The following is a 14,956-nucleotide window of genomic DNA, read 5'->3' as shown; positions in this document are numbered from 1 at the left end:
CATGCTCCAGTGGGACTGGGATGGTATGAAACCCAGCAGCGGGTTCCCACCCGACCACCGAAATTCGGTCAACAGCCCTGCTTTTCTCTTGGATCGGCCAGTCCCAGCGAGTCCCAGAAGCACCATGGCAGCGGCGAGTTGATTGCCTCATCCGGCACAAGTGTCCTTCTCACAAGATGTGCAAGCTCATCAATGCCTGTACGCGTGTGTGCACTGGTGACACAATGGGTGCTGCTCACGTCTGTTCCACCCATATCACACTTTGTCAATACACGAAGAACCGGAGTCGTCCCTTCCGCGATTGGATTGCAAAGAAACGGTGCTTTGCCATCCGAGCATGAGATCACTAGTTCAGCACTCGCCAGCAGCGCCTTCGCACGCGCCTGAGCCTGCAGCTGTATTGCCCGCTCAGGATCATCGCTCGTCACCACCTCATCAAGTCCGGGGCAGTCTACCAGATCGACCACCAGTCCATCCATCTCCACTCTCACGCTCACCATGTCACGCGTCGTCCCAGGCATGTCAAATGCAATCGCAACCTCACGCCCGGCAATTGCGTTGACCAGCGAACTTTTTCCGACGTTTGGGAATCCGATCACTGCGACCGTCGGCACTCGCAGCAAACGATGCAGCGCAGCCGGTGCAGTCGGCTTATGCTCGTGTGCGTTCTGCCATCGTGCAGGCTGATCGAGAAGCAGCGGCACCGCGCGCAAGCTCTGTGCAACACCGAGCGCCCAGAGCACGCACGCTTCAACTGGATTCTCAGCTTCAGCAAACGCGTCGGATGTACTCGACTCTGATTGATGCACACCAGCGCCAAGTAGTTTCGATTCCATCGCGTGCGCACACGCCAGCCCGCCGTGGATCGAAACAATCAATAGATCCGGTGCTGGTCTCATGCAGAGCGCATCATCAACGCCTGCAATGGCTCGGAGTGCCACATGACCACATTCAACCTGCTGCATTTCCAGTGCATCACACGCGCCATTAACATCGCCATGCAGCTCATACACCATCAGAGCCGCATCACGGCTAATCTGAGTCGCGCGTGACCACGTTGCAGGGCTTGTCATCCAGCGATATCCGCATGCTGGACCGCTCGGCAGAACGCGTCGATCAGTTCGTGATCCTTCTCGCCTCGAGTACGCTCAACACCCGCCGAAACTTCCACCGCATAAGGCCGCACAGCACAAACCGCGGGTGCAACATTCTCTGGCGCAAGATCGCCCGACAGAATCACTGGTGTCCGCACATCTGCAATGATCTTCGCAAGCGTGTCCCAGTCAAATGCTGTATCTCCAACATGCCATAGCCCGTCCAGCACGATCGCTTCGATACTGTCGATACCATCAGCATGAGCCAGATCCTTGGCAATTGTGGCTGTGTCGAACTTTACTGCTTTGAACACCGGCTCACATTGACGTACAAGTTGATCCGGCTCGTTTCCTGCAAGCAATGTGTGCGTCGTTGGACACGTTTCCTCGATATCCATGAACATTTCGAGTGATGGATTCTGAAGTACAGCCATACTCGACACGCAGGGCGGAAGCAACTGCATCACTTCGGCGGCTTCTGCTGGCTCGATGAATCGCGAGGATTTTCTGACAAACATAAATCCAACGGCATCCGCGCCAGCGTCAACAGCCCACTGGGCAGACTCCGCTGTACGAATACCACCGATGATTATACGAGTTCGTGCCATAAGAGGGTGAAATCCGAATGTGCGTGTTATTTCGTCAGCAGATCAAGATCGGCTTGTACTGCCTCTCGTTCGGGGCCTGAATGCAGTTGTGTCACAAGCTTTTCGAGCAGTCCCCGCGCTTCATCTCGCTTTCCGAGGTGGTTCATGTACAATCGAGCGAGCAGATGCATCGCAGCCGGCGCTTCACGATCCGTCGAAAACCGATCGATAAACCGATCGTATGCAACAGCCGCTGTTACATAATCCCCAGACACAAACATGTGGTTTGCAAGATCGTACTGGTGCTGCCTGCTAAGCGTCGAGGCCGACGGCGACTTCGGATGATCACTCACAAGACGCTTGTATGCAACCACCGCGTCATCCATGTTTCCCTCGGCAATCAGCGCAGCCACTCTGGAGCGTTCCTCAGAGAGTGCCTTCTCCTTCGCGCTTGTGTTATCATGATCCCGCTTGATTTCCTTTTCTGATCGGTATGCCCCTTGGGGAGAAAACCGCGGGTTCGTCATTGCCTCGCGAATCTCACGCCGTTTCTTTGCCTGCTTGAACACTGTCAGAAGATCATACGGCTCACGCTGAAGTATCCTTGTCGCGAGAAGGAGGAAGGACACTCCTATCCCAAAGAGATAACCCACGATGTGCGCAGCGTTTGCAACATTATCGTTGTAATCGAGTGCAAGAAAATCCCGTGCAATGGAGAATAGCACAAGCCACCATGCCGGCACCTGCATCATATAGATAATGAAGATAACGTGCATGCGTGTCAGTGGAAACAGCACAAGGAACGCGCCTGTCACTGCAGCAACCGCGCCGGAAGCGCCCACTGCAGGTGCATCGCTCGCGATTGCGTGACCGATGCCTGATGCGATCGCGCCCGCGAAGTAAAACGCACTGAAGCCGATGCGCCCGAACCGATCCTCAACGTTCGGTCCGAACGCGAGTAGAAAGATCATGTTCCCAATGACATGCCACCAGCCAACGTGAAGAAACGCGGACGTGACAAATGTGTACCACGCTTTCCCGGTCACATCGAGTTGTCCCCATTGATAGATCGCCTCGACCCGATCCGCGTCACGGGTACCGAGCAGTTCCATACAGACGTGAATCACCAGATTGATCGCGATAAGCGCGTACACAACCTGCGTGGGGCGGCGGAGGGGACGATCTGACTTCAGTGGAAGGAACACAGCCAATCCTACCAGCCAGCCGACACCCGGCGAGGGGATTTGGAAAGAGAATGACCACGCCAAAACTGCGCTCTATAGTCTGTGCAAGGGATTGATCTCATGGCATGATTCGATTTGCACGATCCCTTTCTCGGCACGCAACCTGAATCCGCGAGCCAGCCGGTTTTCCTGCTGGGTGTGGTGGTCCCGGACGGCGATAATCCCCCGGAAACGACGAATACAGAGGATTTTCAATGACGACAGCAACGTTCCCCAAGGGTCTTGAAGGCGTGGTCGCCGCAGAAACCGAGATGTCATACATCGACGGCCAGGCTGGTATCCTCGAGTACGTCGGCATCCCCATCGGCGAGCTCTCATCCAACAGCACCTTCGAGGAGACCGTCTTCCTGCTCTGGAACAAACGGTTGCCGAACCAGGCCGAGCTCGACGCGATTTCCAGCAAAATTAACTCCCTCGCAGAAATCCCGCAGGGCATTGTCGACGCGATCAAGGCAACCCCCAAGACCGCAGAGCCCATGCACGTGCTCCGCACCATGGTTTCCATGCTCGCGATGTACGACCCGTCACCCAACGAGAACGACCTTGATGCTGCCCGCGAGAAGAGCGTCCGCATTCTGGCTCAGGCTCCCACCATCGTCGCGTACTTCGACCGCCATCGCCGCGGGCTCGACTTTGTCGCTCCGAAGCAGGGTGTCTCGTTCGCGTACAACTTCCTGTGGATGCTCAACGGTGCTGAGCCGACCGACGCGATGATCAGCGCGTTCGACAAGTGCATGATCCTGCACGCAGATCACGGCCTGAATAACTCCACGTTCACCGCACGTGTCGTCATCTCGACCCTGTCGGATGTGTACTCCGCAATGAGTGCTGCGATCGGCTCGCTCCGCGGCCCATTGCACGGCGGTGCCAATGAGGGTGTCATGAAGATGCTCAACCTCATCCCGACCGTTGACGATGCCGAATCGTTCATCATGGAACGCATCGCCAACAAGGACAAGATCATGGGATTCGGGCACCGCGTCTACAAGACGAAGGACCCTCGCGCGAAGGACCTGCAGGGTCTCGCCAAGCAGCTTGCTGAGGACACCGGTAATCAGGATCTCTACGCCAAGAGCAGCACCATCGAGCGCGTCATGGAACGCGAACTCGGCGCCAAGGGCATCTACCCCAACGTCGATTTCTACAGCGCGACAACGTACCACTGCATCGGGCTCAAGCTTGATCTGTTCACGCCGATGTTCGCGCTCTCGCGCATCGCTGGCTGGGCAGGGCACGTGCTCGAACAGCTCGACGGTAACCGCCTGTACCGCCCGACAACGCAGTACGTTGGCCCGCACGACGCACCGTATATCCCGATGAGCCAGCGGTAACCATCGACAGACACTTACGGCTTGTACGATTCAAAGACTCGCAGTGTGTTGAACGCTGCGAGTTGTTCTTGTGTCAGAGCCTGATAATCGAGACGCTCCGGCTTGCCCGGTTCAAGCAACAGAACAAATCCTGTCATACTGCTTTCAAGCTTCCCTTTAATTGCAAACCCATTTTGCTCAACCGAGGGGTGGCTCCGACTGACTCGATACCCCTTCACACTCGGTGAAATATGAAGTTCCTCGTTTGGAGGCAAATGGTCAAAGCGGAATGTTCCATCCGGTGGTAGTTGATAAATTTGCGAATCCCAGTTGTCCGGTCTGGTGGCAAAGATTGTCATTCCCTCGGGAATCGGATTGCCATCTGAAAGCACAACACGACCTTCGATGGAGACACCTTTGGTTGGCACAAGGTCCCCAAGCTCAACATCAGTATCTTCGTTATCGAGAAAAACCTCGAAGCGCGGGGTGTAACCTCGTCCATCCAGTGAATCAGTGTGTGCAACCAGCCAGTATCGTTCACTTGTGGGATTCTTTTCGATAACCGGCACAACCTCGCCTTGCGTATTGATTGTCTGCCGACGAGCAACATGGTTGCGCTCATCCGTCGGAAACGCGGGGATATTTGGTATCTCGAATCTGCCACGATTGTCCGCTGCATACTCGAACTTCCCGATAAACGTGTCAATCATCCGGCTCTGCTGTGCAAGCACCAACTGCACACCGGGAATCGGAGTTCCTGACTCATCCACAACACGCCCGCGAATCGTGACACCCATCCGAAGCACATAGTCATCCTCGATCTCCCCAACTGCTGCGTTCTTTACATACAGCGGCGCAAGCGTCGGCGCGGTAATAATGAAACTTGCTGCCTTGCATCGCCTGCCGAGCACCATCAGAAACGTACCGTCCTCGCGTGTGTAAGCGATGTCCTCGCCTCCACTGCTGCTGCTCCCGGTTGTTCTTCCGTCTGGCTCTTTCCAGAAGAACATCCGGGGTGATATCTCAGCACCAGCGACCGGACGGCCCGCCTCATCGACCACACGCCCCTTCAGAACAACGAACGGATCTGCGGGGAGCAGCCCGCGCTTTGTTACCTTCACCTGCCCGGCAAACTCAAGCGGATCAAACCGCTTTGTTTCCATTGGAACATACCCGTCAGCGGAGACCATCACAGAGAACAGCAGCCCATCCTCAATGTCGTGAAACGTGAACACACCGTTCGGACCGGTCTGCACGGTCCTGCCACAATCGCGATAGCACCCCGGGCAGTACTGCGAGTAGCCGGTGCGCGGCCCAGCTTTCCACAGTGTGACGTGCGCACCTTCCACAGGCATGCCGCTCTCATTTACTATCTGCCCACCAAGTGTCACCCCTGTTTCGATTCCAGCAGTTTCACCTGATTCCTGCTGAGCACGAACAGGAACACACGAAGAAAACAGGAGGAGAAACACTATATGAAAACGCAATGAAGCAACTCGCACGCATCACCTCCCGGAACAAATCCACAAAGATGGATTGATCCCAAAACGATACACACGAACTTCAGAGTCGACGCAAATATCTCTAATAGCAGTGTTGCGTGAATGTCACGCATGTTGAAGGACAAAGAATATCAATCAAACTACGAACAGACTGGTGAATCATCAGATTCTGTTCCTGCTTTCTTCACCAGCACCATCAATAGCGACAGATCCGCCGGAGTCATGCCCTCAAGACGCGATGCCTGCCCGTAGGTTTGTGGCTTGAAACGCTCGAGTGCCTGGCGTGTCTCATTTCGCAGTGCCCGCATCTCTGCAAAGTTCAGATTCGATGGTATACGACGCGTTTCCATCTCGTGCTGACGCTTGATCTCTGCATGCTGGCGCACGATATAGCTGGAGTATGTTGCTTCCGCAAGGATCGTGTCGAGAATGCTCGTATCAAAGGATTCTGTCAGATGCGCACGTAATGTCTCGATTGATGCGTGCTCCGGCTGGCGCAGCAAACGCTCAAGGTGAACCTCCCCAATCCTGATGCTCGCCATCAGCTTGCGAACTTGCGCAAGATTGTGCTGTCGTTGGGTAAACGATCTAAGCCGCTGCGCACCGAGTTGTGTCCCCAAGAGCAGCCCAAGCGCATCCGCTCTTGGGGTCAGGCGATCGGCGCTGTTGTCCGAGCGCAGCAGCAGGCGATGCTCCGCGCGGCTCGTAAACATGCGGTACGGCTCCGTCGGCGTACGCGTCACGAGATCATCCATCAGCACACCGATGTACGCCTCGTCGCGACCGAGCGTGAACCGCACATCCTCCCATATCTGCTGCGATTCATCGTGCAGCGACCACAGCGCCGCGTTGACACCTGCGACCAGACCCTGCGCAGCAGCTTCTTCATATCCACTTGTGCCGTTGATCTGCCCGGCAAGAAAGAACCCAGCAACTGATCGCGTCATGCCGGTTGTGTCGATCTGGTGCGGGCGCACCATGTCGTACTCCACCGCGTACCCGTATCGGTAGATCTCAGCCTTCTCGCATCCGGGCATCCCGCGCACGATCGCGTCCTGCACGTCGGCTGGCGTGCTCGTCGCGATCCCGTTGCAGTACACGATCTCGTCGCGTAATGACTCCGGCTCAAGGAACACGCCGTGCGATTCGCGATCGGCAAATCGCACTACCTTGTCCTCAATGCTGGGGCAGTATCTCGGTCCAACCGACTCGATCTGCCCGGAGAACATCGGCGCACGATGCAGGTTTGCCCGGATCGTGTCGTGCGCAGCTGCACTCGTCCGCGTCTGCCGGCACTCAACCTGCTGCAGGAATGGAAACGATCGCATCGCAAGATCGCCAACAGACCAGCTGCATTCACTTCCGACGCGCGTCAGATCGCTGAACGGCTTGGGCTCGACATCGCCGGGTTGCGCAACAAGTGATTCCCAGTCGATCGACGATCGCAGCAGTCTCGGCGGCGTGCCTGTCTTCAGTCTACCGAGTTCAAACCCGAGCCGTTCGAGTTCTCTTGAGATACCGGTTGCCGCCTTTTCACCAAACCGGCCTCCCGGCGTTCGCGTCTCGCCGGTGTGCATGAGTCCGCGCATAAACGTGCCGGTCGTCAGGACCACAGCATCTGCGCGCAATGTTCGATGTACGCCATCAGCACCCGCGATCTCCACGCCGACAATCCGATGTGGCACATCACTGGTTGTGTCTTCTGTCAGGAGTGTCTCGACGCTCCCAGCGATCACGTCGATCTCGGGTCGTGATGCGATGAGATGCTGCACGGCTTCCGCGTAGGCATGGCGGTCGCATTGCGCACGTGGCCCGCGCACCGCAAGCCCCTTCGACGCGTTGAGCACCTTGAACTGGATCCCTGAGATATCAGCAGCGAGCCCCATGAGCCCGCCAAGCGCATCGACCTCGCGCACGATCTGCCCCTTAGCGAGTCCGCCGATCGCAGGATTACACGACATCACACCGATCTTGCTGGGATCAAGTGTGACCATCGCCACAGAGTGTGCCGCCTCGCGCTCGCCAAGCCTGCCGGCAAGCAGATTTGCAGCAGCCCACGCGGCTTCTGCTCCTGCGTGACCGCCACCTACCACAATGACCCGGTACGTCTGCATCAGCGAATCATAGATTCTTCATAAAAATCCACAAGTAGAAGGTCATTCGTGCATTGAAATCGCGGTTTTTTGCCGTTGAACTTGTCTGCCAATAATGATGCATCGCATTTGCACAAACGGAGGCCCGCCATGTCAGTACCACACCGCATCGCTTTCTCGATCACAACGCTCGTGCTGGGAACATCACTGGGGCTGGTCGCATTGACCGGCTGTGACGAATCGCTCGATCCCACAGATGCTGTCATCGACTCCCGCCAGTCAGGTCGCAACATCGCAAATGCGATGGATATGAAGTCGATCGCCGACGCGATCCGCATGTTCGAACTCAACTGCGAACGCCTGCCGACCAATGCCGAAGGTCTCAACGTACTGTTCTCAGAAGACGCGATTGATCAGTCCGAGCGCATCCGTGGGATGTGGTCGGGTCCTTATCTGACCAGTCGTGAAGCAATCATGGACACCTATGGCAACGAGATCGTCTACCAGCGCACGGGCGATCGTTCGTTTAAACTCATCTCACTCGGTATGGACAACGCACCAGGCGGTGTCGGAAAGAGCCAGGATATCGAACGCGAGGAGCATCTGTAAAGAAAAGAGCTCTGATCACTTCGCATTCGGATGCACAAACCCGCGCACCACAGTCAGCAGAAGAATACGAACATCGAACAAGGGCGACCAGTTGCGGATATAGAACAAGTCATACTGCAGGCGTTTCTTTAAGCTGGTGTTTCCACGCATTCCGTTGACCTGCGCCCATCCCGTCATACCAGCTTTGACGTGCTGACGGATCATGTACCCACGCCATGTATCGCGGAATCGATCGATCAACTCTGGTCGCTCGGGTCTCGGACCAACCAGTGACATCTGGCCCTTGAGCACGTTGAGCAACTGCGGGAGCTCGTCAAGACTCGTCTGACGGAGGATGCGTCCGATTCGCGTGATCCGTGGATCGTTGTCTTCTGTCCACTTGGGACCGTCGGGCTCATTTGTAACGCTATCCCCCGTGCACACCATCGTTCGGAACTTGTAAATCTTGAATGTTTCGCCGCCAAGGCTCACACGGCGCTGCTTGTAGATGATCTTGCCTGGGCTTGTCAGCTTGACCGCAATCGCAATCGCGAGCATCAATGGCGAGAACAGAATCAGGCACACGCACGATCCCACAATATCCATCGCACGCTTCACCGCCCCACCGACACCAGCCATGGGTGATTCGCGATAGCTTAATACCGGCATTCCATCGAGTTCGTGCATCGCCATTGACTGCGGAAGGTACCGTGGATTCACATCCGGCACGATGCGCACATCAACCGCGTACCGCTCCAGCTTCGACAGAATCATCGGCATGTGCGCCGCAGCCCTGTTGGGCAATGCAAGATATACAGCATCAACAGGGTGGTGCTTGAGCGTTATATCAAGATCCACAATTGACCCGCGGATCGGCTTGCCGCGGCATTCGGTACGTTCAGTATCTTCAATATGGCTGACGTAGTACGCGACGCGCAGACCCGTCCATGAGTTCTGTGCAATCGTTTCGCTGACAATCTGCCCAACCCGTCCTGTCCCGATGACCGCTACATGGCGCAGGTTCCGCCCTGATCTTCGCATTGCTCTGAGAAGAAACCGCAACAGTGTTCGATGCAGGAGAAGCCCCACCAGCAACAAAACCGCAAGCAGGAAAAGCTGGAAACGACCACCATCGAGTTCGTACTTGCCCAGAAAAACAGAGTTTGTTGTCTCTCGTGTCACGTTCCCGGCAAGATCCTGTCCAAGAGGGCCGCCGTTTGCAATCACGTCATTGCCAAGCGCCCACAGAATCACAATAACGCCGCACATCGCAACAACGACAGCCTTTGTGATGTTGACAGCTTCCGAGAGCAGTGATCTGTCACGCTGCGGTCTGTAGAGTCCGGCGCCGTACATGCACGCAAGCACAATGGGAACGACAAAGACCACTAAAGGCCCGCGAATGTAACTCTCCCAGTCGTGAGGCCAACGCGGCAGGTACCCCTCTACAGCATTCGAACGGGCCACCCATGCGAGTATCGCAATCAACGCAATCGCGCATGCATCAATCGCAACAAGCATCGAAACAAAGAGTTGGTGGCGTTGCTTGAGGATGGTGCGCTCCTCCTGTCAGCACATAAACCGCGCAGAGTTCAAATACGAACGGGTACACCGGACTCGGGTCAGCATCAGCTCTTCGCTTCATGCTCCGCATCTGACCGGGCATCAGCACCGCTCCAAGCCGAACCAGTCCGGGGTGGGGGTGACTGTTCACAAACACGCCGAAGGGTCTCAGCATCTGCTGCTGACATGATAGATCGGTCAGGAGCTACCAGCCTCACCAGCACGTACATGTCACCCGTTTTCCCATCAGGACTTTGAATCCCTCGACCTCTCAGCCGGAGGCGCATGCCTGATTGCGTACTTGGAGGCACAGTCAGGTCCACCATGCCTTCAAGGGTCGGTACGGACACCTTTGCCCCGAATACGGCCTCAGCGATAGTCAAAGGCAAATCAAGCACAATATCCAACGGGTTCCCATGTTCAGCATCGCGTCGGAACAAAGGGTGTGATGCACTGTGGATACGAATATGCACCTCACCAGCATCCTCATCTCGGATCCGAAGCGTCTGGCCTTCCGCAATGCCCGCCGGGATACGAACACGGAGTGTCTTTCGCCACATGGATCCATCATGCCTCGTGCCCGTGAGCACAATGGACTCTTTGCCGCCTTGCGCAACAGCCATGAACGGCACCTTGAGATCATGCGGCTCCTGTGCAGGCGCAGGCTGAGGTGGTGCCTGTCGACCAGACCAGCGATTGCGACTGGTCTGCTGTCCACGACCCGCCTTCGCAGCTCTTCGACCTCCAAAGATAGAGTTCAAAATCGAGCCGAGATCATCATCATCTGAGAAGAAACCCTCGAATCCTGCGCCAGGCCTCCCACCACCCGACGTTGACCAGGTAAAGTGGACGCTGCCATCAGCCGACTGTGCTCGACGACCGCCCTTGAGCGCATCAATCCCACCTCGGTCATATCGCTCACGCGCCTGATCATCGGAGAGCACCTCATACGCCGCCTGGATCTTTTTGAACTTTTCCTCGGCATCCGGCTCCTTGTTCAGATCAGGATGGTACTTTCGAGCAAGTGTGCGATACGCCTTGCGAATCTCATCCTTCGAAGCGGACCGGGTCACGCCAAGCACTGCATAAAGGTCATCGGTTGCCATTGGTTGAGATCGTAATCGCCGTAGTGCCGGTTTTCAGCAAACACGAACTTTCCGTCTCTATACTCGACGGCAAGCACCTGAAAGCCGAACGGATCCGCCTGATATGCATCTCTCGATCGAACCAAACGAGCACATCACCTTTGGCATCCGGTATCAGGATGAAAACGTTGTTGTTATCGAAAAACCCACCCGCCGGGTCACAGATCCCGGCCTTGGACACGATCGGGACACGATTCTCAACGGGTTGTTTCATCACTTCCCGCATCAACTCCAGCAACTCGGAAAAACACGGGACTTTGGGTTACTGCACAGGCTCGATCGTGAAACATCTGGGTTACTTGTCGTCGCCTTGTCAAAGGACGCATACGACGGTTTACGAGCCCAGTTTGAAGACCGCAAGATCGCCAAATATTACTGGGCTGTGTGCAGAGGCGTACCCAATACCCCCACTGGCATCATCAACCGTCCGATTCTTGAACAGGGCGGACAACAAAGGGGTTCAAAGCTCACAGCGGTTATCTCAAGCCAAGGACAACCAGCAGCAACCGCTTTTCGCGTTCTCACCAGTGCAAGCGACGTATCCATGATTGAAGCACGCCCGATCACGGGCAGATTGCATCAGATCAGAGTGCACATGAGCAGCATCAAGTGTCCAATCCTTGGCGACACGTTCTACGCGCCAAAGCCTGTTGCAGCAACTGCCCCTCGTGTAGCGCTCCACGCACACAGGCTTGTGTTCACGCATCCAGTGACACAGGAACCGATGGATGTGCGATCGCGGTTTCCTCGCGATCTTGTCAAACTGCTCAACCGGCTCGGACTCCAGCGTCCCGATCTGGATGGATCGGCTGCATCTTCAGCGCAACAAGATACGGCGGCAGATGATCCATGTTGAGTTAGAACCGTCCGCTTACACCGATCCGAAACTCGGGAGCCAATCCAAAGTTTTGATTTGCAAGATGCTCGCCGTTCAGATCTTCCACATCAAACTCGTGCACAAGGTTGAGTGCGACACCAGCTTCGGCTGTCCAGCCTGGTGCCATGTCCCACTCCAGCATGAGCGATAACGGCACTCGCAGCTCAGAAAGCACACCATCAGGAGCGCTGCCCTGTACTGTGGTTGGCATTCCGGGGCCGATGCCTCCGCCAACCACAATCGTGCGAGGGTCACCATCGTCAAGTCGATACTCTGTATAGTCCCACCCGATTCCGAGCTTCGCACGCCACACATCCTGATCTGCTGGCGCAAAGGTCAATGCAGCACCCTCAACTGTGCTTGCTGAGAATGACCATTGTGAATCAAAGTCATAATGTGCCTCGATCAAGGGTACAGGGAGCACACGAAGGTTCCCCTCAAGCTGCGTGGCAACAAGCAGGCCAGCACCGAGGCTGAGGTTCCGATTGAACCGGTACTGCAATCCCATCATCCCGCCACCGGTCACGGCATCACCAAAGTCTGCGCCATTTTCCCATGCAGCGTTGACAAAGCCCCCTGCGGTCAGCATCCATTCATCATCAATCACTCGATTGATCAGAAGTGCAGCGCTGACTTCCTGTGCTGCACTCAATGGCGGGTTCTGGCCGGATGGGAGCCCTGCATCTTCCTCAAAGTTGTAGCTGACATACTCGCCACTCAGCAGCATCGTGACAAACGTCCGATCGTTTGCCTGAAACGAACCGATGAGATCGGCCCCCCCACGAGACGTTGTCACACTTCCTGTTGCGTCTGCTGCACCAGCGGAGGTCTGGTAGGCAAAGTACGGCTTGAAGGTGTACGAGATGTTGCCAAACCCGCTCGACTGTTGATCCGGGTTGGCAGTTGTTGTCTCAGGTTGCCCCGACTCCTGCCCAAACACTGGCGCTGCCAGTAGGGTACAAGTGCACATCACGCCACACATCTTCACGCCAATCCGCATGCCTGTCTCCTTGGAAAGACACATTTCCCCAGGGTTGGGACTATTTCAATATCGGCAAGTCTAGGAGCAATGATCGAGCCGCTGGAGACCGGACCAGAACCGATTTCACCAGCCCAACTGGCGTGCAAGCACGTCAACGGACCCGAAGTGCTTTTCAAAGAGTGTCCTCAATGCCACCTCAGATGAAGTGCCGGGAGGGAGCGAGGCAATATCGAGGAAGTACGCACGCATCTGCGGACGGCGCGTGCGGTAGAGTTGTTCAAAGAGATCGGCACTCATCGTGTAGAACGCATCGACATCCGCTGTTGGTATGTGATTGGGGTCGGTCAGCGTGACAGCTTTGCCCATGGGAACTGATGATCGCTTCTGCGCGATTGTTTTCTGCCCAAGTCCGGGTCCGAAAGCACTTCGTGGCTGGATGGTTTCAAAGGAGGTTGCGAGCCCCTCGCTTAGCCAGACCGGGGGAGTGCGATCCTTCGGCTGGAGTCCCGTGTTGAATGCGAGAAGATGAACACACTCATGGATCGCCTTCTTCACCGCATTGTCTTCAGCGAGTTGCTTGATGCGTTTGCGCTCATCATCAATATGCTGGAGTGCCTGGCGAGCCTTTGCTTCATCCAGTCTCCCGGATCGTCGCGCTTGATTGATCTTCTGCTGCGTTGATGCCTCGTGCTGATCAATCTCCCGCAGCGCCTCTTTCACGTCATTCGACGTTCGCTCGTCGTACATCACCACCCAGTTGGACTTTGTTGCGTAGTACCCGGAAGCCCACGATGCGACTTTGTCGCCACTTGCTCGCGTGAACGCTGTGTATCTGTCTTCATCTGTCACAAGCACGCAGACGAGCGGTTCTGCTGGTGCGCTCAGAGGAACATCAAGCTTCCGTGCAAACGCACGAAACTGGTGGTACGTGCGATCAAACAACCACAGCCGCTCGCGAGTCCAGACATCGTCACACTCTGAAACAACCACAAATGAATCGGAACGAAACACTCGCATCGGCCGCTCGCCAGGCCCGGGCAGCATCTTTGTGATGCGCTGTATCAGTTCTTCATCGGTACGTGGTATAGGCGATACTTCTACCAACTCACGGGTTCGCTCTCGCGTACCGGAACTCTGACGCGGGGCATACGTCGTCTGAGGAACAATCGTCTGGTCTACCGCCGCCGCGCTCGCATGCGCGGGAGTGTAAAATTCCGGGTGCATTGCAACTACTGCTGCGAAAAGCATCGCACAGACTGCCAGTGCATACCGTGTAAAACGAGCCATATGCAGGACTATCGGGGCCTGAATGCAGAAAATCCACGCTTCACCGTCAGAATGGAGCGTGAAAGCACGTCTCTGTGCGGCTCAATCCATACACGTCCGAAAAATCAGCAGCAGGAGCGGTTTCGATTCCGGCGCAGACAGACAAGCGATCCGACAGCAAGCATCGCAACGGGTCCCGGAGCCGGAACAGCAATGGAGTACAACTGCATCACGAACGGTAGGTTTGTGCGCCGGGCGGTCAGGACACCGTTGCCGAGCACACCGTTGATCATCACTTCGCTCACATGATTGACTGGCTGCGATGGATCAAGCCAGTCACTCAGCGAGAGCTCGACTGTGCTTGTCCGTGCGTCATCCAGCGCCGTGTCAAAGGTTGATTGCAGATGTTCCTGCGTTGTTTCGTACGTTGCAATAACAGAAACCCGGAGATCATCGAACGAACCGGGCTGGTTTGGGGTGACTCTGAGAAGATCAACGTAAAACCCGTTTGTCTGGTCAGGCCCCCACACCTGCACCAGATACATTGCGGTGTTGTCAAGCGCCTGCTGCGCCGAGAGCTGACTCTCAACAGAAGTGCTCCCGGCACCGGTGTCTTCTGCGAGCACCGGCAGAGCACCAAGTGCGATGGATGCGGTTGCGAAAAATGTTGTCAAGCGACGCATCGTCATTCCTCCTTGCATCGTT

At 56.0% G+C, this 14,956-nt stretch carries 13 protein-coding genes; 3 read left to right on the top strand and 10 right to left on the bottom strand.

The features are described from left to right. Positions 1-68: 68 nt before the first annotated feature. Genes H6815_09775 through H6815_09765 form a run of 3 tightly spaced genes read right to left on the bottom strand, consistent with a single transcriptional unit; the run spans position 69 to position 2,886 of the window. Complete coding sequence (locus H6815_09775) at positions 69-1,073, bottom strand: 50S ribosome-binding GTPase (GenBank protein ID MCB9860725.1); 1,005 nt, start codon at positions 1,071-1,073, stop codon at positions 69-71. Next, a complete protein-coding gene (locus H6815_09770; GenBank protein ID MCB9860724.1) occupies positions 1,070-1,702 on the bottom strand; it encodes a phosphoribosylanthranilate isomerase in 633 nt (210 codons plus the stop codon). The genes H6815_09775 and H6815_09770 overlap by 4 nt, the downstream gene beginning before the upstream one ends. Before the next feature lie 26 nt (positions 1,703-1,728). After that, entirely contained in the window at positions 1,729-2,886 is a 1,158-nt protein-coding gene (locus H6815_09765) for a rhomboid family intramembrane serine protease (GenBank protein ID MCB9860723.1), read from the bottom strand. Between the two features lie 233 nt (positions 2,887-3,119). Between H6815_09765 and H6815_09760 the strand changes: the two genes are divergently transcribed. After that, a complete protein-coding gene (locus tag H6815_09760) occupies positions 3,120-4,256 on the top strand; it encodes a citrate synthase (protein ID MCB9860722.1) in 1,137 nt (378 codons plus the stop codon). A gap of 14 nt (positions 4,257-4,270) precedes the next feature. On the opposite strand, the gene H6815_09755 is transcribed toward H6815_09760, so the two are convergent. Together H6815_09755 and mnmG are read right to left on the bottom strand one after the other, a co-directional pair. Continuing rightward, on the bottom strand, positions 4,271-5,590 hold the full coding sequence (locus tag H6815_09755; protein ID MCB9860721.1) for a hypothetical protein: 1,320 nt from the start codon (positions 5,588-5,590) through the stop codon (positions 4,271-4,273). 287 nt (positions 5,591-5,877) lie between these two features. After that, positions 5,878-7,851 (bottom strand): tRNA uridine-5-carboxymethylaminomethyl(34) synthesis enzyme MnmG, encoded by a 1,974-nt coding sequence (gene mnmG / locus H6815_09750; protein ID MCB9860720.1) that lies wholly within the window; start codon positions 7,849-7,851, stop codon positions 5,878-5,880. 129 nt (positions 7,852-7,980) lie between these two features. Between mnmG and H6815_09745 the strand changes: the two genes are divergently transcribed. After that, entirely contained in the window at positions 7,981-8,439 is a 459-nt protein-coding gene (locus H6815_09745; GenBank protein MCB9860719.1) for a type II secretion system protein GspG, read from the top strand. Between the two features lie 15 nt (positions 8,440-8,454). Here H6815_09745 and H6815_09740 read toward each other — a convergent pair whose 3' ends face one another. Together H6815_09740 and H6815_09735 are read right to left on the bottom strand one after the other, a co-directional pair. Further along, on the bottom strand, positions 8,455-9,939 hold the full coding sequence (locus H6815_09740; protein ID MCB9860718.1) for an undecaprenyl-phosphate glucose phosphotransferase: 1,485 nt from the start codon (positions 9,937-9,939) through the stop codon (positions 8,455-8,457). 107 nt (positions 9,940-10,046) lie between these two features. After that, complete coding sequence (locus tag H6815_09735) at positions 10,047-11,087, bottom strand: DnaJ domain-containing protein (GenBank protein ID MCB9860717.1); 1,041 nt, start codon at positions 11,085-11,087, stop codon at positions 10,047-10,049. A gap of 103 nt (positions 11,088-11,190) precedes the next feature. Between H6815_09735 and H6815_09730 the strand changes: the two genes are divergently transcribed. Continuing rightward, positions 11,191-11,982, top strand: a complete 792-nt coding sequence (locus H6815_09730; GenBank protein ID MCB9860716.1) for an RluA family pseudouridine synthase — start codon at positions 11,191-11,193, stop codon at positions 11,980-11,982. 1 nt (position 11,983) lies between these two features. Here the strand turns inward: H6815_09730 and H6815_09725 are convergent, their stop codons facing one another. The 3 genes from H6815_09725 to H6815_09715 all read right to left on the bottom strand — a co-directional run bounded on the left by H6815_09725 (position 11,984) and on the right by H6815_09715 (position 14,934). Continuing rightward, positions 11,984-13,003, bottom strand: coding sequence for a hypothetical protein (locus tag H6815_09725; GenBank protein MCB9860715.1), 1,020 nt, complete (start codon positions 13,001-13,003; stop codon positions 11,984-11,986). A gap of 105 nt (positions 13,004-13,108) precedes the next feature. Continuing rightward, positions 13,109-14,209, bottom strand: coding sequence for a DUF1570 domain-containing protein (locus H6815_09720; GenBank protein ID MCB9860714.1), 1,101 nt, complete (start codon positions 14,207-14,209; stop codon positions 13,109-13,111). A gap of 167 nt (positions 14,210-14,376) precedes the next feature. Continuing rightward, on the bottom strand, positions 14,377-14,934 hold the full coding sequence (locus tag H6815_09715; protein ID MCB9860713.1) for a hypothetical protein: 558 nt from the start codon (positions 14,932-14,934) through the stop codon (positions 14,377-14,379). Between the last annotated feature and the right edge of the window lie 22 nt (positions 14,935-14,956).

This window comes from Phycisphaeraceae bacterium (genome assembly GCA_020639155.1).
Taxonomy (GTDB): Bacteria; Planctomycetota; Phycisphaerae; order Phycisphaerales; family UBA1924; genus JACKHF01.
The sequence above is the reverse complement of the archived record's forward strand: the minus strand, read 5'-3'. Positions and strand labels throughout refer to the sequence as shown.